The organism is Thermovenabulum gondwanense, assembly GCF_001601575.1.
GTDB lineage: Bacteria > Bacillota > Thermosediminibacteria > Thermosediminibacterales > Thermosediminibacteraceae > Thermovenabulum > Thermovenabulum gondwanense.
Genome location: NZ_LOHZ01000032.1, coordinates 50,958 through 70,632, shown reverse-complemented (window position 1 = coordinate 70,632; position 19,675 = coordinate 50,958). Strand labels below are relative to the sequence as shown.

Genomic DNA, 19,675 nt, shown 5'->3' with positions numbered 1-19,675 from the left:
GCGTTTTTGTTTTTAGCAAATCGTTTAAAAATTGTCTGTATAAAAAAACTGTTAAAGGAAATCTTAAAAATCAGGTTAACCTTTTTTAAAGGAGTGAAAATATGAAATGGAAAAAGCAGCAAATAATAGGATTGACACTATCATTTTTAATTATAATTTTCTACTTTTTTACAAATACTATTTCCCTGCCGGAAAGGTTAAGCTTGATCGAAGGAAAGGAACAAAAAATCAGTATTAAGGTTCCTTTTACTTTTGAAATATTGTGTGAAAATGGTAATAATTTACTGATAAATGGTGAGAAAGTACAGGATTTTGTAAAAATAAACTTAAGAAACCCGGTAACAATACAATCAGCAAAACTCGGAAGCTATAATTTAGAATGGAGGTTATTCGGTGTAATTCCCGTAAAAAAAACCAAAGTTGAAGTTATTCCTCAGATCGAAGTAGTTCCCGGAGGTCATTCCATAGGTGTAAAATTAAAGCCTAATGGAGTTATAGTGGTTGGGACCGGACCAATTTCTGACGAAAAGGGCAAAAGTTATATACCTGCAAAAGAAGCGGGAATTGAAATGGGAGATACAATATTAAAGGCAAATGGAATTTATGTTTACTCAGCAGAAGATCTATCTACAATTATTAACAATGATGATGATAAGGTTATTACTTTAACAATAAAACGAAATGGAGCTATTTTCGATGTAAATGTAAAAGCAATGAAAAATAGAGCCGGGATTTATCAATTAGGCCTATGGGTAAGGGATATTACAGCGGGGGTAGGTACACTTACCTTTTATCATCCAGCAACAAGGATTTACGCAGCCTTAGGGCATATAATATCAGATTCGGATACAGGGAAAATAATCGAAATCGGCAACGGTGAGATAATACGGGCAAAAATAACCTCTATCCTTCCAGCAAAGAAAAATATACCCGGTGAAAAACGTGGAGTTTTTGTTAAGGAAGAAGAAGTTATCGGAAATATTTTAGAGAATAATAATTTTGGGATTTTTGGACAAATATATGAGCCACTGGAAAATCCCTATTACGCCCAAATACCCGTGGCACCAAGCAGCTATGTACATCCTGGAAAAGCAGAAATTCTCACGGTAGTTGAAGGCGAAAGTATACAAAGATATGAAGTGGAAATATTAAGGGTCTATAAACAGGAGGCGCCTTCTCCGAAAAGTATGGTAATAAAAATTACAGACCCAAGGCTTTTAACTAAAACTGGCGGGATAGTTCAGGGTATGAGCGGTAGTCCAATAATTCAGGACGGCTTTTTAGTGGGTGCGATTACTCATGTATTCGTTAATGACCCTGCTAAAGGGTATGGTGTCTTTGCAGAATGGATGTTAAAAGAAATTGTCAAAATAAATGAAAATATTCCATAAAAAACATTAGATATTTTTGTAAATTTAGCAGGTATTTTCCAATATTTGTCGAATATAAAATATTGTTTTAAAATTTCATCAAACATAATCGGGGGAGGGTTTACTTTGGGGGGAAATAATAAAATCAGGGTTCTAATTGCTGATGATAACAGAGAATTTTGCGAACTATTGCAGACGTTTTTAAAAGAAGAAAAAGACATTGAAGTGGTTGGTGTAGCCTATGACGGATATTCTACCATCGAAAAGGTGAAGGAATTAAATCCGGATGTTTTAATCTTGGATATTATTATGCCAAATTTGGACGGTATTGCAGTAGTAGAAAGACTGATCACCCAGAGTATAAAGCCAAAAATAATTGTACTTTCAGCGGTGGGACAGGATAGATTTACACAAAGAGCTTTGACAGTTGGAGCCGATTATTACATTGTAAAGCCCTTTGATTTTAGCGTACTGGCAGAAAGGATAAGAGAAGTGGTAATGGAGGAAAATAGATTTATCCCCGCTTCTATTTATCGGGACTGTGATATAGATAAAAATGAGGAAAAAGACTCCCCGGTGAATTTAGAAATGGAAATAACAAACATAATACATGAAATAGGAATACCGGCTCATATAAAAGGATATTTTTATTTAAGAGATGCTATTGCGATGGTGGTGAACAATATTGAGCTTTTAGGAGCGGTTACGAAAATACTGTATCCAACGATTGCCAAAAAATATAATACAACCCCCAGCAGAGTGGAAAGAGCTATAAGACATGCTATTGAGGTTGCCTGGAACAGAGGCTGCATAGAAACTATTAATAATCTTTTTGGGTATACCATCCCCAAGGACAAAGGTAAACCAACTAATTCGGAGTTTATCGCAATGATAGCCGATAAAATTCGTATGGAAAAATTGGATAATATTGCGGTATAACATTTTTTACAAAAAGCGCGGCAAAAACGCGCTTTTTGTATTTTAAGAAAAACTTTTGGAATACTAATTGTGAAAAAAATTTACCAGGGTGTTTATTATGATTTGCGGAAGAGCCTGTGTAGGGAAAAAAACAAAAATTTTGGTAAACAAAATTAGGCCCGGTGAAATCGCTGTAATTTTTCATAAAGATATAGATGAATTAGCAGCGAGTTTTCTTTTAGAAAAAAAGGCTAAAGCGGTAATAAATTTTGAAACTTCCTGTAGCGGAAAATATTACAATAAGGGACCGGAAACATTGATAAAAGCTAAAATACCTCTTATTGACGTCATTTCACCCTACCAAGGTGAAATTAAAGAAGGGGATATAGTAAAAATTAAAGACAACGGGGACATATTTGTAAATGATAAATTTTTTTCAAAAGGAAAATTCTGGGATTTAGATAGTTTAAATAAATGCAAAAATTTAGCAAAACAAAATATCGATAAGCATCTTTTAAATTTTATCGAAAATACCATAGATTATATTGAAAAAAACCGGGACATAATATATTCCAATTATTCCGTTCCGGATGTTAATGTAGATATTAAAGGGAAGCATGTTTTAATAGTAATCCGGGGACACGAGTATAAAGAGGATTTATCAATACTAAGAAGTTACATAGAGGAAATGAAACCTGTTTTGATTGGAGTTGATGGAGGGGCTGATGCAATTTTAGAATTCGGTTATACTCCCGATATTATTATAGGGGATATGGACAGTATTTCTGATGAAGGGTTGTTATGCGGGGCGGAAATAATTGTTCATGCTTATCCCGATGGAAAAGCACCGGGATTGGAAAGGATTAAAAACTTAGGTGTTAAATATTCTATTTTTTCGGTAACGGGAACAAGCGAGGATGCCGCTTTTTTACTGGCTTTTGAGAAGGGCGCTGATTTAATTGTGGCTGTTGGCACCCATACAAGTATGTTGGATTTCTTGGAAAAAGGGAGAAAAGGCATGGCAAGCACATTATTAGTGAGATTGAAGATGGGACATATCCTTATCGATGCAAAAGGTGTAAATAAACTTTATAAAAGAAAGGAGGAAAATATCAGCATAATATTACCCCTGGTATTAACAGGTATCATTCCTATATTTATACTTTTTTTAAATTCTCCTATTTTATCGCATGTATTTAAATTAATTTATCTGAAGTTAAAATTGGTGTTAATGATGTTCTAATTCGAGGTGGTAAAATTGTACAACATAAGAATAATAAGCCTGTTGACCGTATCCATTTTTATTTCCTTCACACTTGGTTTATTAACGGGTTTTTCCATAAATGGGAGTGAGGTTATTGCATACCAGCAACAAGATACCATAGAACAATTAGAAAATACGTTGAATAAATTAAAAGAGGTAAACAAAAAACTAAATGCAGATATGAAGGAAATAATAAAAAAACAAAAAGAAGACTGTGCTTTTTTAGAAGCACATTTTGCTGATATTTTTAAAAACAAGCTTATAGGAGAAAAAATTGTAATTTTAACTTCGGGAAAAAATAATGTTGAAATTTTATTAGACTCTTTAAAAAAAACTGGTGCCGGAATAGAAATAAAAAATCTTGATGAAAAAACATTTTTTCCGGTAGTATGTGATTTTATTATTTTACAGAAGGATAAAGATGAAAATAATAATGATCTTGACGGAATTATTAAATTTTTAAAGCGTTATAAGCAAAATTTCGTGGTTGTTCAAGATTATCCGGCTACTGATGAAGAGAAGAAATATTATGCACGTGAAAAAATATTTTATGTAGATGAAATAAATAATGTAGTAAAAAAAGTAAAATTAATACTGTTTTTATCAAAATAAATTAATATGTCCTTAGAGGGAAAAATATTATGGTAATTCTTACTATAGTTTTTTCTATTATTTTGTCTTATTATTTGATTACTCAATTTTTAAAATGGGATATAAAAAAAGTAAAAAACTATAAAGGGGAAGATATTCCTACGTCGGGAGGAATTGTTTTTATAATTGTTCAATATCTTATGAATATTATTTTATACACATTTATAAAAGAAAAATTATTTATTATTATTAATCTGTTTGGAATCCTCGCGATAGGAATTATTGGACTTATCGATGACGTCTTCGGGCAAAAAAATATAAAGGGATTCAAGGGTCATTTTTTTTGCTTTTTAAGAGGTAATTTAACGACAGGTTTTCTAAAAGCTATTATGGGATTTTTCGTTTCCTTTTTCATTTCTTATACAAAAAATGGTCACGATTTAAAGGAATTGATAATAGATATTTTTTTTATCTGTCTTTCTATTAATGCCGTAAATATATTGGATATGAGACCCGGTAGAGCATGTAAATTTTATATATTTCTTTGTTTAATTGGTCTTTTGAAATTATTTTTTATGAAAAATTATAACATAATAATGACCATATTCCCTATATTATTTTCTGTAATTGTATTTTTGTCCTTTGATTTAAAAGAAAAGGTAATGATGGGAGACACGGGTGCAAATGTATTAGGTCTTAATTTAGGAATATTATTTTCATGGATACTTTCAAGTAAATATAAAATAATTATTTTATTTTTTTTGCTGTTTTTAAATATTTTTGCAGAGAAATTTTCAATATCAAAAATTTTAGATTATATAGGGGTGAGAAAAATTTGGAAAAAAGGCCCGGTTTCATGATAAGATTAAGAAAAGGCAGGGTTTTAAATGTTATTGAAAAGAGAGAGGGGATAGAAGAAGTCCTGGTGGAAAGCGAAGGTACTTTACAAAAAGCTATTAATTACATTCCGTTAAGCGGTGAAGTGAGCATTGGCGATGAAGTAATTCTAAATACCACTGCGGTATTTTTAAATCTTGGAAGTGGAGGATATCATTTTATAATACACAATTTAAGAAATTCCCATCTTGATATTGAGGAAAAAGGACATATAATGAAATTAAGATATACTCCTTTTCAAATAAAATGCTTTTCCGTCGAAGAAAAGGAAGATATTAGAAAAATTATTGAAAATAAACCTTCTTTAGAAGGAATGCCCGTGGTTATTATTCCTCTTCACAGCGCTTTAGCTCCGGTTTGTGCGGCAATTAAATGCAATCAGAGAAATTCAAAAATTGCTTTTATAATGACGGATGGAGGGGCATTACCCATTTTTTTTAGCAAAACAGTTTTTTTATTAAAAAAGCTAAACCTTTTGGATTTAACGGTTACAGTAGGGCATGCTTTTGGTGGAGATTTAGAGGCTGTGAATTTATATACCGGTCTACTTGCTGCAAAAGTATCGGGATGTAATGTAGCTATTGTTGGAACGGGACCGGGAATAGTAGGTACGGGTACAAAATACGGAAATACGGGGATAATCCTTGGAGAGGCGGTAAATGCAGTTAATATACTAAAAGGGAAAGCAATTTTTATCCCAAGAATTACAATTTACGAAAAAAGAGCAAGGCATTTTCTGGTAAGCCACCATACATTAACGGCATTATCCGAAATAGCATTAACTAAGGCTATTGTTGTTCTTTCAGAAGAAATAGATTCGGTGATCAAAGATTTGGTGATGCGAAAGTTTTTGGAGTATAAATTAACAGATAAACATGATATCGTTTTTAGAAAAGGAAGAAGAGCTATAGATTTTTTAATCGAATGTAATTTTCCTCTGTATTCGATGGGAAAAAATTATGAAAAAGAACCCTATTATTTTTTAACTGCAGCTTCAGGAGGTGCTTTTGCTGCAGAAATAATTAAATGAGGAGGAAGATTTAATGGAATTCTTTGAAGAAACAATTGATTCGAAAAAAGTATATCAGGGGAAAATAATTAATCTCAAAATTGAAAGAGTTAAACTTCCGAATGGAAAGGAATCTACCAGAGAAATAGTAGAACATCCCGGTGCAGTGGCAATTGTTCCAGTAAATGAAAAAAATGAAGTAATTATGGTAAGACAATTTAGAAAAGCTGTAGATAAAGTCTTATTAGAAATTCCTGCAGGAAAGATTGAAAAAAATGAAGACGTAGAAGAATGTGCTCAAAGAGAATTAATGGAAGAGACAGGATATAGATCAAGAAAACTCGTTTTTCTTGCTGATTTTTATACTTCACCGGGCTTTTCCGATGAAAGAATGTATCTTTTCTTAGCAAAAGACCTCTTTGAAGCCAAGGGAACATTAGATGAGGATGAAATGATAAGTGTTGAAAAAATTCCTCTAACCGAGGCAGTGCTTCGCGCGTATAGGGGAGAAATTAAAGATGGTAAGACTCTTGCAGGACTTTTATTAGCAGAAAAATTCTTAAGTGAGGGAAAACTGTAAATGAAAATATTCGCCGATTTACACGTACATATCGGAAAAGCGCGAAATAAACCAGTAAAAATTACAGCATCAAAAGATCTTACATTAGAAAATATTTTGACAACAGCTTACTTAGAAAAGGGTTTAAATGTAATAGGAATTGTAGATGCTACATCCCCCTTAGTCTTAGAAGAATTAATAGAATTTGTAAAAAAAGGAGATCTGGTAGAATTAGACAAAGGTGGATACATTTATAAAAACTCGGTAATATTGTTTTTGGGCAGTGAATTGGAAACATTGGAAAAAAACGGTGTTGCTCATAGCTTAGTGTTTTTTCCAAAAATTATAGAAATGATCAGTTTTTCTAAAATAATGGAAAAATATATTAAAAATATCAATCTTAGTTCTCAAAGAGCTTCAATAAATGCCAGAGAATTATTTAAAATTGTTGAAGACATGGGAGGCGTTTTAATCCCAGCTCATGTTTTTACCCCTTATAAAAGCTTTTATGCATGTTATAACCGATTAATTTTTGCCTTCGAAAATTTCTTTGACAGAATAAAATTTATTGAACTGGGATTAAGTGCGGATTCTTTTTTAGCCGATCATTTGAAGGAATTGGAGGAAAAGGTTTTTTTATCCAATTCAGATGCCCACTCATTAGAAAAAATAGGTAGAGAGTTTAATGAATTTTCTGCTTGTGATGTTAACGATATAAATTTTGAAACAATTTTTCTTGAAAAAAAAATTAGCATCACTGCAAATTTTGGATTGAATCCTAAGCTGGGTAAATACCACAGAACCAGGTGCGAGAATTGTGGTTTTATTGCTGAAAGTGAACCTCCGGTAACTTACTGTCCCAATTGTAAAAATAATAAAGTTACTGTAGGGGTTCTCGATAGAGTATTTCTACTAAAAGATAAAGAATATAATAAACCGGCCATAAGACCTCCTTATTTTTATAATTATCCTTTAGAGTTTATTCCAGGAATAGGTAAAAAAACTAAGAAACTGCTTTTAGATAAATTCCATTCGGAAATTAACATTATGCATCTTGTTGAAATTAATGAAATCAAAGAAATTTTTGGAGAAAAAATAGCTGAAAAAATTAATAAAGTCAGGGAAGGTAAAATGGATTTAATATCAGGTGGAGGTGGAATCTACGGGAAGTTAATTATTGATTAATTTTAAAGTTATATTATCCAACTCCCCCGCATAATTATTTTATAAGTGGACGGGGGGAGATTAATTTTGCGTTACATTATTGATGTTATTATTGAATATATCAAAAAAAATATTGGCCTTTATATAATACTTTTATTGATTCTTGTCATAGGTATATTATCGGGAAGCTTAACGGTAAACTTGCTTTCCTCGCTACAAAAAGAAGAATTAACCAAATACTTGAGTATGTTTTTTGTAAATATTAACAATATGGATCTGGATAGCACCAATATCTTTTATTCATCATTATCCAACAATTTAAAAATCCTACTGATTATTTTTTTATCGGGACTTTTAATATTCGGATTCCCAATTGTTTTTATAATTATTTTTTTAAGGGGTTTTATGCTGGGTTTTACTACGGGATATTTTATTTCTGAATTTGGAACAAAAGGAGTTTTACTTTCTATTTTTGCTATTGTTCCGCAAAACATTTTAATAATTACGGGTATCTTATCAATTGGAGTGACAACTTTATACTTTGATTTTTCAGTTCTTAAATCTAAAAGAAAATACTACAGAGAAAGTTATGGAAATCTTATAGTAGGTTATATATTCTCTTTCCTATTCTTTTCCTTATTTTTGCTTTTTGCGAGCCTTATCGAAGGATATATTTCTCCTTTTTTAATTAGAATTATTGCAAATTATATTTTATAAGTAAGGTGATATAAGGTGGAAGAAATATTAGACAGTTTTCTTGATTTTTTGGTGGTAGAAAGAGGTTTGTCCAATAATACAGTTATATCCTATAAAAATGATTTAAATCAATTTATAAATTTTTTGAAGAATGGTGGAGTAAATACCTTCAACGAAGTAAATAGAGCTAATATAATCTCTTATCTTTTATTTTTACAAAGAAAAAAAAGAGCTTCCAGTAGTATTCTCAGGTCTCTGGCAGCTATAAAAACTTTTTACCATTTTCTTTTAAGAGAAAGAATTATAAAAGAAGATCCTACATTTAATTTAGATACACCAAAATTGGAAAGGAAATTACCGAGAGTGCTTACTGTTGAAGAAGTGGAAAAGCTTTTAGCTTCACCGGATAAAGAAGACTTATGGGGACTAAGGGATAGAACCATGCTGGAATTGTTATATGCTACCGGAATAAGAGTTTCTGAACTGATTTCTTTAAAAGTTGAAGATGTAAATTTAGAAATGGGGTACCTAAAATGTATGGGAAAGGGATCAAAGGAAAGGATTATCCCCATCGGCTCCGTCGCTATATCCTTTCTTAATTTATATATAAATGAAATTCGAAAAAAAATATTAAAAGATAAAGAATGTAACTATCTATTTTTCAATCATCAGGGAAAAAGTTTAACAAGGCAGGGTTTTTGGAAGATTATAAAAAAATATGCCAGAAAAGCTAATATTAAAAAAGAAATTACACCCCATACATTGAGACATTCCTTTGCCACTCATCTTTTAGAAAACGGGGCAGATTTGCGTTCGGTTCAGGAGATGCTGGGACATTCTGATATATCAACAACTCAAATTTATACTCATTTAACAAAATCAAAAATCAGAGAGGTATACGATAGAACCCACCCCAGAGCTTAGCTTTATGAATAACATTCCTCCTTCAAGGATAATCTATGATTGAAAGGAGGAATGTCTTTGAAAAATAAAGTAATTTCTCTTATTTTAGTAATTCTGATAAGTATTTTTTTATTTTCCTCGACTTGCCAGGCAGTAATGCTTCAAAGCCCGCCAAATATTAAATCTCCTTCGGCAATTTTAATTGATGCGTCCTCTGGGAAGATTTTATATGAAAAAAATGCTCACCAGAAATTGGAACCAGCAAGTTTAGCGAAAATAATGACATTGCTTGTGGCTTTTGAGTCGGTGGAAAAAGGAAAGTCAAATTTTAACGATGAGGTTAGGGTGAGCGAACGAGCATGGAAAACGGGAGGTAGCCAGGTTTTCCTGGGACCCGGCGAAGTTCAGACCCTTGAAACCTTACTAAAATGCATTGTTATCTCCTCAGCGAATGATGCATCAGTAGCCGTAGCAGAACATATAGGCGGCAGCGTAGAAGGTTTTGTAAGGATGATGAATGATAAAGCAAAGGAATTGGGGCTTCAAAATACTAATTTTACCAATCCTCACGGTCTACCCGATCCCAATCTTTATACTACAGCCTATGATATGGCAATAATAGCTAAGGAACTGATAAAATACCAGAAGTTTTTTGATTGGTCGACAAAATTGGTGGATTATCTTGAACATACCGATAAGAAACGAGAACCTACTATGCTTGCAAATACAAACAAACTTATTGGAAAATACGATGGGTTAGATGGTATTAAAACCGGGTATCACGAAAAGGCAGGATTTTGTTTTGTAGGAAGTGCTAAAAGAGGAGATATGAGGTTGATTTCGGTAGTAATGAACGCTCCTTCTTCTAATGATCGTTTTGAAGATACCAAAAAGCTGCTGGACTATGGTTTTGGATTTTATAATTCCGTATCTGTCGCCAAAAAAGGAGCGACGGTAAAAAGATTAAAAGTGGACAAAGGAATAGAAAAAGAAGTTGAAATTATTTATAAAGAGGATAAGAGTTTTCTTGTGGAAAAGGGAAAAGAGAACGAAATAAGCACTAAAATTATTTTACCTGAAAAGATTGTGGCTCCGGTAAGAAAAGGTCAAAAAATTGGAACTTTGAAAATATATCAAAACGATGTGGAAATTGGAGAAGTTGATTTGCTGGCGAAGCAAGAGGTAAGGAAAATAGGGTATTTGGATATACTAAAAACTCTTATTTATAGATTGTTTTAAGGATTTTCTTATGGTGCATCAATTGAGATGCACCATATTATTTTTTAAACAAAAATAAGGAAGGATTTTACAAAAGATTGTAGAAATACTATTTAAAACTTTTCTTCTTAATAACCTGTTAATTGAGGGGGCAGTAAAATGCTGCATGAAGGAGTAACTTTTCGTTATATAAATGATGTAATGATAGTGAATTTAAAAGGAGAATTGGATCATCATGTAGCTGCTCGCATAAAGGATGATATTGATTATGTGATGAGTAGAAAAAATATAAAAAAAATAATTTTTAATTTTAAAAACGTTACTTTTATGGACAGTTCCGGTATAGGAATGCTGCTGGGGAGATATAAAAGTATTAAATCCGTAGGAGGTGCTTTGGGGGTTTGCAATGTTAATGAACGAATAAAAAAAGTATTTGATATATCCGGCCTTTTTAACATCATACCGTGTTACACGGATGAAAATGATGCTTTAGAAAAAATATGAGGAGTGGTTTTATGGAAAAGCTTAATGAAATGATAATAGATTTTTTGAGTAAGTCCCAGAATGAATCCTTTGCCAGGGTAGTAGTGGCAGCCTTTGCATCACAGTTAGACCCTACATTGGATGAAATTGCGGATATTAAAACTGCCGTATCCGAAGCAGTTACAAATTCTATAATTCACGGTTATGAGGATAGTGTAGGGAAAATTAGAATAAAAGCTGTATTATACGAAGATGGAATAGAAATTTGGGTGCAAGATTGGGGAAAGGGGATAGAAGACATTGAACTGGCAAGGCAGCCGTTGTGGACTTCAAAACCGGAACTTGATCGTTCGGGAATGGGTTTTACTATAATGGAAAGTTTTATGGATTCCTTGGAAGTAGAATCAAAACCGGGCGAGGGCACCATAGTAAAAATGTATAAAAGATTAAAAACAAAAAAATCTTGAGGTAGATAGCATGAGCGATGAAAATATTGAACTTTTAATAAAGGCAAAAGGCGGAGATCTTGAAGCTAAGGAAAAACTAATAAAGAAAAATTTAGGACTTGTATATAATGTGGTAAAAAGATTTGAAAACAGGGGATTTGAACTGGAAGATTTAGTCCAGATTGGCACCATAGGATTATTAAAGGCTATTGACAGGTTTGATTTTTCCTATAATGTAAAATTTTCTACCTACGCCGTGCCAATGATAATCGGAGAAATTAAAAGACAAATAAGAGATAATAATCCCATAAAAATCTCAAGAAAAATAAAGGAGATGCATTATAAGGTACAAAAAACAAAAGAATATCTGGAAAAGCTGCAGGACAGAGAACCTACAATTACCGAAATAGCGGAAGAGATGGGAATTTCAGTAGAAGAATTGAATATATATCTTGAGGCGTCCAAACCGATCATATCATTAAATGAAGTGGCTTTTCACGACGATACTAATCCTATATACGTATTGGATAGAGTCGAAGATGATAATGAAGATATGATTTCGGTACTGGATAATATCTCTTTAAAAGAAGCCATTTCGAAACTTGAAGGAATAGAGAGGAAAATAATATTTTTAAGATATTTTAAAGATAAAACCCAAACCCAGATTGCTCAGATATTAGGGATTTCTCAGGTGCAAGTTTCTCGCCTTGAAAAAAGGATTTTGCAAAAAATAAAAAATATGATGATATGAAACTGCGGAAGGCCGCAGTTTTTTATTTTTAAACTGTATAAAATAGCTTACCGTGTAAAATAATACGTTTTAAAGGGGTGGTTAAAATGGCAAATTTTAAAACCAAACTATTAATTGCTATAATTTGTTTTTTAATGCTCATATTAAGTTTTGGCGGGCTATTTTATTACAGAGAAATTAAAAACAAAATACCAAAAAGCGCCAAATTTGTAATAGTTTTAGAGGAGAATATTGATAACAAGGAAGGGAAAAATATTAATGTAATTAATTTTTGGGAGGGATAAATATGACCGTGAAGGTTATAGAAGTAGTTGGGGAATCTAAAAATAGCTGGCAGGAAGCAATAGAAAATGCTGTAAAAGACGCTTCAAAGACGATAAGAAATATAACTGGAGTTGAGGTACTGAATCAAACTGCCAATGTGCAAAATGGCAAAATTGTAGAATACAAAGCAGATGTAGCCATTGCGTTCAAAGTAGATGGGACCACAGAAGCTTAATTGGCGAGCACTATATAGTGCTCGCTTTAATTTGAAAGGAGATTTTTATGGCCCGATCCGATATTACTTTAGAACAAAAAAACTATAAAGAATATATAAAAAACAAAAGACCTAAGCCACCCGTTTTGCGAAATGTAATTTCAGCTTTTATCGTAGGAGGAATTATTTGTACTATTGGCCAAATAATATTAAATTTTTATATTAATTTAGGACTGGATAAAGTTAAGCAGGCACCTGCAGCCACCTCAATAACAATGGTATTCCTGGGGGCCTTTTTAACCGGATTGGGAATATACGATCAGATAGGTAAAAGAGCAGGTGCGGGGTCAATAGTTCCAATTACAGGATTTGCAAATTCCATTGTTTCTCCCGCTATGGAATTTAAAGCAGAGGGTTTCGTTCTTGGGGTAGCCGCAAAAATGTTCGTAGTAGCGGGTCCGGTGATAGTATACGGTGTTACGGTTTCTATGATTATAGGAATTTTATACTATTTTTTGAAGTTGTGAGGGGAAAATATGTCTAATAAAAAAGTGGGAAAGCAAACAATAATGCTTGAAAATGCTCCTGCCATTATTGGAGTGGCATCAATTGTTGGACCGAAGGAAGGGCAGGGTCCTTTAAAAGATTATTTTGACTTAATAATAAACGATATGTACTTCCAGGAAAAAAGCTGGGAAAAAGCGGAAAGAAAGATGATGAAGGAAGCTGTGGAAATGGCTATAAAAAACAGTAAACTTCCTTATGATGCTGTGGAATATTTTATTGCCGGAGATTTGCTCAATCAAATAATATCAGCCGGTTATACAGCTCGGGATATTGGAATACCCTTCTTAGGGATATACGGAGCATGTTCTACAATGTCGGAAGGTTTGGCCCTTGGAGCGATGATAGTTGATGGTGGATTTGCAGAAAATGTAGTAGTTGCTACTTCCAGTCATTTTTGCACTGCCGAAAGACAGTTCCGCTTTCCTCTTGAACTGGGTAATCAACGTCCTCCTACTGCCCAAACCACTGTCACGGGGGCGGGTGCTGCAGTGATTTCTTTAAAAAATGACAATCCAAGAATTACATTTATAACCATCGGCAAAGTAATTGACATGGGCCAAAAAAACCCCAATGATATGGGTAGTGCAATGGCTCCGGCAGCAGTTGATACTATATTCCGTCATTTTGAAGATACAAAAAGAAGTCCGGATTATTATGACCTTATAGTAACAGGAGATCTTGCCAGTATAGGGAAAGATATTGCAGAAGATCTATTAAAAGAAAAAGGCCTGGATATTTCTAACAAATATTCAGATTGCGGTTTAATGATTTTTAGTCCGAATCAGGATGTCCACGCAGGAGGAAGCGGATGTGGATGTGCAGCGACTGTTTTTTGCGGATATATATATAAAGAAATGAAAAAGGGAAGGTTTAATAAGGTTTTACTTGTGGCAACGGGGGCATTGATGAGTACTACGAGCACTCAACAGGGAGAATCAATACCCTGTATAGCTCATGCCGTTGCTATTGAAAATCTGTGAAAAGGGGATTAGAAATGGAGTACTTAAAAGCCTTTATCGTGGGTGGACTAATTTGTGTAATAGGACAGCTTTTAATGGATCTTACCGGTTTAACTCCTGCTCATGTTCTTGTTTTATTTGTTTCCTTGGGAGCAATATTAAGCGGATTGGGAATTTATCAACAACTTGTTGATTTTGCCGGAGCAGGAGCATCTATCCCTCTTCCGGGTTTTGGTCATACCCTTACAAAAGGTGTAATTGAACACGTTAATACCTACGGGATTTTGGGAATTTTTACCGGAGGATTTTCTTCTGCCGCTGCGGGAATAAGTGCAGCAATATTTTTCGGTTATTTAATGTCTATTTTATTCAACCCTAAACAGAAGTGAGGAATTCCTATGTTTGTAGATTTAATAGGACTAATATTAACCGTATTATTTATAAATTTTAATTACTGGTACATTATTTTATTATTAACCTTTGCGGGGGTAATATTTGAATTTTTATTATTCACCACTTTGAATATGAAGATAATGAAGGTATCCGCCGGTGGTATTTTTAGTGAAATTGTATTATATAATTCCTTCTATAATTTAAACTGGGTTATTCCAGTTATTTTCATTGTATTGGGACTTATTTTTATGGATCGTAAGGACATTGATGTTATTAAAATTTTGGACCCTTCTGCAAAATATAATAAACCTGTCCCTGTTTTATTAATTAAATACGGGTTAGCCCGAATGCTAATCATATTATTAATGAATAGATGAAAGAATAAATATGGAATAATATGGTAAGACTAATTAAGAGGTGTTATCTCAATGGTGATAGGAATCCCCAGAGGATTATTTTACTATTTGTATTTTCCTTTATGGAAATCCTTTTTCGAAAATTTAGGTTGCGAGGTTGTAATATCTTCAAAGACCAACAAAAAAATAATGGAGGATGGTTTAAAAAACTGTGTGGATGATGCATGCCTTCCTGTTAAGGTGTTTCACGGTCATGTAATTGATTTAAAAGGAAAATGTGATTATATATATATTCCTCGAATAATTAGCACAAATAAAAGGGAATATATTTGTCCAAAATTTATGGGGCTTCCCGATATGGTATACAATTCAATTGAAATAGATATTCCGATTATAGATGACGAAATAGACTTATATAAAAGTAACATGAGCCTATATAAACATTTCTACGGTATAGGACAAAAACTGGGAAAACCAAAAAAGGATGTTATAAAAGCTTTCTTATTAGCCTTGCATAATTTCAAATCTCATATAAAACTTATAAAGAAAAAACAGATTATACCCTACATGTCAACTATTGAAAATCCTGAAGGTGGATATAAATACAACGTATTGCTTTTGGGACATCCCTATAATATTTATGACGAATATGTCAGCATGAATTTAATCAAAAAATTAAACGATTACCGGGTAAAAGTTCTTACACCGGATGTCATTGATGAGAAAGAGATATTAAAGGGTACTTCTTATTTAAATAAAAAACTTTTTTGGACCTTAGAAAAAAATATAGTGGGAAGCGCCTTTTCGAAAATTTATAGTAAAGAAGTGGATGGTATTATTTATGTGGCTTCTTTTGGATGTGGCCCCGATTCTATTATAGGGGATTTATTGAAAATAAAAATAGAAGATAATTATGAAATACCCTTTCTTCAATTGAATTTGGATGAACATTCCGGACAGGCAGGATTCGATACTCGTTTGGAAGCTTTTATAGATATTTTAGAAAGGAGATAAAATTAAAAATGAAACTTACCTTTCCGCATATGGGGAATTTATATATACCTCTAAAAACCTTTTTTGAAGGAATAGGAAATGAGGTAATAACCCCTCCATATTGCAGCAAACGAACTCTTGAAATTGGAACTAAACTTGCTCCTGAATATGCTTGCTTACCCCTAAAAATTAATCTTGGCAATTTTATAGAAGCTTTTGAAAGAGGAGCCGATACAATAGTTATGGCAGGAGGTATTGGCCCCTGCCGCTTTGGTTACTATTGTGAAATCCAGCGGGAGATATTGAAGAAAAATGGTTATGATTTTGAAATGATAGTTTTAGAACCTCCAAAAAAACAAATGCTTAAACTTATTAATAATATTAAAAGACTTTTAAAAAAAGATATTTCTACATTGATAAATTCTGCCAGGTTTGCATGGAAAAAAGCAATCATTTTAGATAACCTTGAACGAATAATATCGAAAAAAAGGGCTATGGAAAGGAAAAAAGGGGAAACGGAAAAGGTTTACAAGGAATTAATAAAAAAGTTAGAAAATATTTCCGAAGAAAATATGTTGGAAAAATTTTCAGTAGAAATAGAAGAAAAATTAAACATGATTGAAGAAGACAAAAAGGTCCCTCTTGTTATAGGCATTGTAGGGGAAATATATACGATTTTAGAACCTTTTGCCAATTTAAATATAGAAAAACAATTAGGGGAATTAGGTGTAGAAACAAAGAGAAATATATATATTACGGACTGGGTAAGAGAAAATCTATTTCCAAAATTTTTAAAACCCAAAAATCTCAATGAAATAATTGAAAAAGCTTTTCCTTACATCAGGCATTTTGTAGGAGGCCATGGACAGGAGTCAGTAGCACAAATAGTTAATTTTTCTAATAAAAATTTCGATGGAGTAATCCATTTATTACCTTTTACTTGCATGCCTGAAATAGTAGCCAAAAGTGCTATCCCCAAGGTTTCTAAAGATTATAAAATACCGGTAATGACATTAGTATTAGATGAGCATTCCGGTGAAATAGGTTTTAGGACACGATTAGAAGCTTTTGTGGATTTGATTGGTCAAAAAAAGGAGGAATACATTTTAAATGAAAGGCTATTTGGGAGTGGATATAGGGTCAGTTAGCACCAATATTGTGCTATTAAATGAGATGGAAGAAGTAGAATATAAATTATATTTGAGGACAATGGGAAGACCTATTGATGCGTTAAAATCAGGTTTGGAAAATCTTTTATTGCAATACGGAGAAAACATTGAAATTGTTGGTGTAGGGACTACAGGGAGCGGTAGGATATTAGCAGGAACAATACTTGGAGCTGATGTCATAAAAAATGAGATTACCGCTCATTCGATTGCTACGATTAAAGAATTTCCCGATGTGAAAACTATAATTGAAATCGGCGGACAGGATTCAAAAATTATTATTATAAGAAATAAAGTTGTGGTGGATTTTGCTATGAACACTGTCTGTGCTGCAGGAACCGGGTCTTTTCTCGACAGACAGGCTGACCGTTTAGGAATCCCTATCGAAAAGGTTGGTGAAATTGCTTTAAAATCAAAAAATCCTACGAGAATTGCGGGTCGATGTGCGGTTTTTGCTGAATCGGATATGATACACAAACAGCAAATGGGCTATAAAATAGAAGATATTTTAAAAGGGCTATGCAAGGCACTGGTCAGAAATTATTTATCAAATGTAGCAAAAGGAAAAGAACTGAACCCTCCCTATGTGTTTCAGGGTGGGGTTGCTGCAAATAAAGGTATTAAGAAAGCTTTTGAGGAAGAGCTGGGAGAGAATATTTATATCCCGAAAAATTACGATGTAATGGGGGCCATCGGGGCAGCTCTACTTGCAAAAAAATATATTAATTCCACTTTAAAAAAGACAAATTTTAAGGGATTTAAAATTGTCAAATCAAGAATTGACACGGAAATGTTTGAATGCGATGGATGTTCTAATAGTTGTGAAGTTGTTCAGATTTACTTTGAAGGCAAAATTATCGGGAGATGGGGCGATAAATGTGGAAAATGGTCTAATTCTTTAAATTTAGAAAGATACGATATTGCACAAGAAGCTATTTTATGATATACTTACATGCGGTAAAATACGGAATACTCACGCCGGTGATTCCAGAAAGGGTGCCTTAATAGGTCTTTTTGGAAGATGAGCTGTGCGGAGGAAAAAACAAAAAGGAGGTATATTTAATGTCAATTATTTCAATGAAACAACTGCTTGAAGCAGGGGTACATTTTGGACATCAAACCAGAAGATGGAACCCTAAAATGAAGGAGTACATCTTCACCGAAAGAAATGGAATCTACATCATTGACCTGCAAAAAACCGTTAAAAAATTAGAAGAGGCTTATGAATTTGTTAAAAACTTGTCTGCAGAAGGTGGAAAAATTCTCTTTGTCGGTACAAAAAAACAGGCTCAGGAATCCGTCATGGAAGAAGCCAAAAGATGTGATATGTTTTATGTTAATCAAAGATGGCTGGGCGGAATGCTTACCAATTTCAGAACTATAAGAAAAAGAGTGGAGCGTTTAAAGGAACTGGAAAAAATGGAACAGGAAGGAACCTTTGACGTTTTGCCCAAGAAAGAGGTTCTAAATTTAAAAAGAGAAAAAGAGCGCTTAGAAAAGTATTTAGGTGGAATAAAAGAAATGAATTCACTTCCCGATGCCCTATTCATCGTAGATCCAAGAAAAGAAAAAATAGCAGTTGCTGAAGCAAGAAAATTAAATATTCCTATTGTAGCCATTGTAGATACCAATTGTGATCCTGATGAAATTGATTATGTAATTCCTGGAAACGATGATGCCATTAGGGCTGTAAAACTGATAGCTGAAAAAATTGCAGATGCCGTTTTGGAGGGCAGGCAGGGAGAACAATTGAACGCTGCTGAGGCTTAAGACGAAGAGGTAAGGACGGCATTTTGTCCTTACCTTAAGTATATATTACAGGAGGTATAAAAGGATGATTTCATCAGAACAGGTAAAAGAACTTAGAGAAAGAACAGGTGCTGGAATAATGGATTGCAAAAAGGCATTAGCCGAAGCTGACGGAGATATGGAAAAAGCTGTTGTAATTTTAAGGGAAAGAGGATTAGCTAAGGCTGCGAAAAAAGCTGGAAGAGAAGCAAAAGAAGGCATTATTGATTCATACATTCATGGTGGAGGCCGTATCGGTGTGCTTTTGGAAGTAAATTGCGAAACTGATTTTGTAGCAAGAAATGATGAATTCAAATCCTTGGTCAAAGATTTAGCCATGCAAATTGCGGCGGCTAATCCAAAGTACATAAAAAGAGAAGATGTACCTGCTGAAATTATAGAGAATGAGAGGCATATACTCAGAACTCAGGCTATTAATGAAGGTAAGCCCGAACATGTTGTAGATAAAATCGTAGAGGGTAGACTGGAAAAATTTTTTGAAGAAAATTGCTTATTAGAACAACCTTTCATTAAAGATCCCGATAGGAAGGTTTCGCAAATCATAATGGAAAAAATTGCCTTATTGGGAGAAAATATTACCGTATCAAGATTTGTAAGATTTGAAAAAGGAGAAATGGATACGGGAAGCAAAGTATAATTTTAAAAAAGAGACACTATTCGTGTCTCTTTTTTAAAAAATAAAACA

The 19,675-nt window shown here is 33.2% G+C and carries 25 protein-coding genes; all 25 read left to right on the top strand.

All coding sequences use genetic code 11. The annotated features are described in order from the left end of the window. Positions 1 to 101 precede the first annotated feature (101 nt). The 25 genes from spoIVB to tsf all read left to right on the top strand — a co-directional run bounded on the left by spoIVB (position 102) and on the right by tsf (position 19,627). Positions 102 to 1,391 carry a SpoIVB peptidase gene (gene spoIVB / locus ATZ99_RS07220; RefSeq protein ID WP_068748565.1) on the top strand — a complete coding sequence of 430 codons (1,290 nt, stop codon included), beginning with the start codon at positions 102 to 104 and terminating at the stop codon, positions 1,389 to 1,391. A gap of 105 nt (positions 1,392 to 1,496) precedes the next feature. After that, entirely contained in the window at positions 1,497 to 2,309 is an 813-nt protein-coding gene (gene spo0A / locus ATZ99_RS07215; RefSeq protein WP_068748564.1) for a sporulation transcription factor Spo0A, read from the top strand. A 94-nt stretch (positions 2,310 to 2,403) separates the two neighbouring features. Beyond that, complete coding sequence (gene steA / locus ATZ99_RS07210; RefSeq protein ID WP_425428303.1) at positions 2,404 to 3,531, top strand: putative cytokinetic ring protein SteA; 1,128 nt, start codon at positions 2,404 to 2,406, stop codon at positions 3,529 to 3,531. A gap of 42 nt (positions 3,532 to 3,573) precedes the next feature. Then, on the top strand, positions 3,574 to 4,164 hold the full coding sequence (locus tag ATZ99_RS07205; protein WP_187694836.1) for a copper transporter: 591 nt from the start codon (positions 3,574 to 3,576) through the stop codon (positions 4,162 to 4,164). A 29-nt stretch (positions 4,165 to 4,193) separates the two neighbouring features. Next, on the top strand, positions 4,194 to 5,003 hold the full coding sequence (locus tag ATZ99_RS07200; RefSeq protein WP_068748561.1) for an MraY family glycosyltransferase: 810 nt from the start codon (positions 4,194 to 4,196) through the stop codon (positions 5,001 to 5,003). Further along, positions 4,979 to 6,070, top strand: a complete 1,092-nt coding sequence (locus ATZ99_RS07195) for a DUF3866 family protein (RefSeq protein ID WP_068748560.1) — start codon at positions 4,979 to 4,981, stop codon at positions 6,068 to 6,070. Before ATZ99_RS07200 ends, ATZ99_RS07195 begins: the two co-directional genes overlap by 25 nt. A 13-nt stretch (positions 6,071 to 6,083) precedes the next feature. Next, entirely contained in the window at positions 6,084 to 6,629 is a 546-nt protein-coding gene (locus ATZ99_RS07190; protein ID WP_068748559.1) for an NUDIX hydrolase, read from the top strand. Beyond that, positions 6,630 to 7,793: an endonuclease Q family protein gene (locus ATZ99_RS07185; RefSeq protein ID WP_068748558.1), complete on the top strand. Its 1,164-nt coding sequence runs from the start codon at positions 6,630 to 6,632 to the stop codon at positions 7,791 to 7,793. It abuts the gene before it with no gap. Between the two features lie 66 nt (positions 7,794 to 7,859). Continuing rightward, positions 7,860 to 8,489, top strand: coding sequence for a stage II sporulation protein M (gene spoIIM, locus ATZ99_RS07180; protein ID WP_068748557.1), 630 nt, complete (start codon positions 7,860 to 7,862; stop codon positions 8,487 to 8,489). A gap of 15 nt (positions 8,490 to 8,504) precedes the next feature. After that, positions 8,505 to 9,392: a site-specific tyrosine recombinase XerD gene (gene xerD / locus ATZ99_RS07175; RefSeq protein ID WP_068748556.1), complete on the top strand. Its 888-nt coding sequence runs from the start codon at positions 8,505 to 8,507 to the stop codon at positions 9,390 to 9,392. Positions 9,393 to 9,449: 57 nt separating this feature from the next. After that, positions 9,450 to 10,610 (top strand): D-alanyl-D-alanine carboxypeptidase family protein, encoded by a 1,161-nt coding sequence (locus ATZ99_RS07170; protein WP_425428298.1) that lies wholly within the window; start codon positions 9,450 to 9,452, stop codon positions 10,608 to 10,610. Between the two features lie 138 nt (positions 10,611 to 10,748). Beyond that, entirely contained in the window at positions 10,749 to 11,093 is a 345-nt protein-coding gene (gene spoIIAA / locus ATZ99_RS07165; RefSeq protein ID WP_068748554.1) for an anti-sigma F factor antagonist, read from the top strand. Positions 11,094 to 11,104: 11 nt separating this feature from the next. Further along, positions 11,105 to 11,539: an anti-sigma F factor gene (gene spoIIAB, locus ATZ99_RS07160; RefSeq protein ID WP_068748553.1), complete on the top strand. Its 435-nt coding sequence runs from the start codon at positions 11,105 to 11,107 to the stop codon at positions 11,537 to 11,539. Between the two features lie 10 nt (positions 11,540 to 11,549). Continuing rightward, positions 11,550 to 12,269 carry a SigB/SigF/SigG family RNA polymerase sigma factor gene (locus ATZ99_RS07155; RefSeq protein WP_068748552.1) on the top strand — a complete coding sequence of 240 codons (720 nt, stop codon included), beginning with the start codon at positions 11,550 to 11,552 and terminating at the stop codon, positions 12,267 to 12,269. Between the two features lie 86 nt (positions 12,270 to 12,355). Next, the gene (locus ATZ99_RS07150; RefSeq protein ID WP_068748551.1) at positions 12,356 to 12,553 is read left to right on the top strand and encodes a hypothetical protein; all 198 of its coding nucleotides are present in this window, start codon (positions 12,356 to 12,358) and stop codon (positions 12,551 to 12,553) included. Positions 12,554 to 12,555: 2 nt separating this feature from the next. Beyond that, positions 12,556 to 12,768 carry a dodecin family protein gene (locus ATZ99_RS07145; protein WP_068748550.1) on the top strand — a complete coding sequence of 71 codons (213 nt, stop codon included), beginning with the start codon at positions 12,556 to 12,558 and terminating at the stop codon, positions 12,766 to 12,768. Between the two features lie 47 nt (positions 12,769 to 12,815). Then, positions 12,816 to 13,274, top strand: coding sequence for a stage V sporulation protein AC (gene spoVAC / locus ATZ99_RS07140; RefSeq protein WP_068748549.1), 459 nt, complete (start codon positions 12,816 to 12,818; stop codon positions 13,272 to 13,274). Positions 13,275 to 13,283: 9 nt separating this feature from the next. Further along, the gene (spoVAD, locus tag ATZ99_RS07135; RefSeq protein WP_068748548.1) at positions 13,284 to 14,294 is read left to right on the top strand and encodes a stage V sporulation protein AD; all 1,011 of its coding nucleotides are present in this window, start codon (positions 13,284 to 13,286) and stop codon (positions 14,292 to 14,294) included. Positions 14,295 to 14,308: 14 nt separating this feature from the next. Beyond that, the gene (spoVAE, locus tag ATZ99_RS07130; protein WP_068748547.1) at positions 14,309 to 14,662 is read left to right on the top strand and encodes a stage V sporulation protein AE; all 354 of its coding nucleotides are present in this window, start codon (positions 14,309 to 14,311) and stop codon (positions 14,660 to 14,662) included. Between the two features lie 9 nt (positions 14,663 to 14,671). Next, the gene (locus ATZ99_RS07125) at positions 14,672 to 15,043 is read left to right on the top strand and encodes a hypothetical protein (protein ID WP_068748546.1); all 372 of its coding nucleotides are present in this window, start codon (positions 14,672 to 14,674) and stop codon (positions 15,041 to 15,043) included. Positions 15,044 to 15,094: 51 nt separating this feature from the next. Then, positions 15,095 to 16,036, top strand: coding sequence for an acyl-CoA dehydratase activase-related protein (locus tag ATZ99_RS07120; protein WP_083947405.1), 942 nt, complete (start codon positions 15,095 to 15,097; stop codon positions 16,034 to 16,036). Positions 16,037 to 16,044: 8 nt separating this feature from the next. Beyond that, a complete protein-coding gene (locus ATZ99_RS07115) occupies positions 16,045 to 17,163 on the top strand; it encodes an acyl-CoA dehydratase activase-related protein (protein ID WP_068748544.1) in 1,119 nt (372 codons plus the stop codon). Further along, positions 17,126 to 18,124: an acyl-CoA dehydratase activase gene (locus ATZ99_RS07110; RefSeq protein WP_068748543.1), complete on the top strand. Its 999-nt coding sequence runs from the start codon at positions 17,126 to 17,128 to the stop codon at positions 18,122 to 18,124. The genes ATZ99_RS07115 and ATZ99_RS07110 overlap by 38 nt, the downstream gene beginning before the upstream one ends. Before the next feature lie 119 nt (positions 18,125 to 18,243). Continuing rightward, positions 18,244 to 18,951: a 30S ribosomal protein S2 gene (rpsB, locus tag ATZ99_RS07105; RefSeq protein WP_068748542.1), complete on the top strand. Its 708-nt coding sequence runs from the start codon at positions 18,244 to 18,246 to the stop codon at positions 18,949 to 18,951. Positions 18,952 to 19,015: 64 nt separating this feature from the next. Further along, positions 19,016 to 19,627 (top strand): translation elongation factor Ts, encoded by a 612-nt coding sequence (gene tsf, locus ATZ99_RS07100; protein WP_068748541.1) that lies wholly within the window; start codon positions 19,016 to 19,018, stop codon positions 19,625 to 19,627. Positions 19,628 to 19,675 lie beyond the last annotated feature (48 nt).

Excerpts from the sequence above, each read along its gene's own strand:
- spoIVB (WP_068748565.1), top strand. The coding sequence starts at position 102 with ATGAAATGGAAAAAGCAGCAAATAATAGGATTGACACTATCATTTTTA.
- ATZ99_RS07200 (WP_068748561.1), top strand. The coding sequence starts at position 4,194 with ATGGTAATTCTTACTATAGTTTTTTCTATTATTTTGTCTTATTATTTG.
- ATZ99_RS07190 (WP_068748559.1), top strand. The coding sequence starts at position 6,084 with ATGGAATTCTTTGAAGAAACAATTGATTCGAAAAAAGTATATCAGGGG.
- ATZ99_RS07185 (WP_068748558.1), top strand. The coding sequence starts at position 6,630 with ATGAAAATATTCGCCGATTTACACGTACATATCGGAAAAGCGCGAAAT.
- spoIIAA (WP_068748554.1), top strand. The coding sequence starts at position 10,749 with ATGCTGCATGAAGGAGTAACTTTTCGTTATATAAATGATGTAATGATA.
- spoIIAB (WP_068748553.1), top strand. The coding sequence starts at position 11,105 with ATGGAAAAGCTTAATGAAATGATAATAGATTTTTTGAGTAAGTCCCAG.
- ATZ99_RS07155 (WP_068748552.1), top strand. The coding sequence starts at position 11,550 with ATGAGCGATGAAAATATTGAACTTTTAATAAAGGCAAAAGGCGGAGAT.
- ATZ99_RS07150 (WP_068748551.1), top strand. The coding sequence starts at position 12,356 with ATGGCAAATTTTAAAACCAAACTATTAATTGCTATAATTTGTTTTTTA.
- ATZ99_RS07145 (WP_068748550.1), top strand. The coding sequence starts at position 12,556 with ATGACCGTGAAGGTTATAGAAGTAGTTGGGGAATCTAAAAATAGCTGG.
- spoVAC (WP_068748549.1), top strand. The coding sequence starts at position 12,816 with ATGGCCCGATCCGATATTACTTTAGAACAAAAAAACTATAAAGAATAT.
- spoVAD (WP_068748548.1), top strand. The coding sequence starts at position 13,284 with ATGTCTAATAAAAAAGTGGGAAAGCAAACAATAATGCTTGAAAATGCT.
- spoVAE (WP_068748547.1), top strand. The coding sequence starts at position 14,309 with ATGGAGTACTTAAAAGCCTTTATCGTGGGTGGACTAATTTGTGTAATA.
- ATZ99_RS07125 (WP_068748546.1), top strand. The coding sequence starts at position 14,672 with ATGTTTGTAGATTTAATAGGACTAATATTAACCGTATTATTTATAAAT.
- ATZ99_RS07120 (WP_083947405.1), top strand. The coding sequence starts at position 15,095 with ATGGTGATAGGAATCCCCAGAGGATTATTTTACTATTTGTATTTTCCT.
- ATZ99_RS07115 (WP_068748544.1), top strand. The coding sequence starts at position 16,045 with ATGAAACTTACCTTTCCGCATATGGGGAATTTATATATACCTCTAAAA.
- ATZ99_RS07110 (WP_068748543.1), top strand. The coding sequence starts at position 17,126 with ATGAAAGGCTATTTGGGAGTGGATATAGGGTCAGTTAGCACCAATATT.
- rpsB (WP_068748542.1), top strand. The coding sequence starts at position 18,244 with ATGTCAATTATTTCAATGAAACAACTGCTTGAAGCAGGGGTACATTTT.
- tsf (WP_068748541.1), top strand. The coding sequence starts at position 19,016 with ATGATTTCATCAGAACAGGTAAAAGAACTTAGAGAAAGAACAGGTGCT.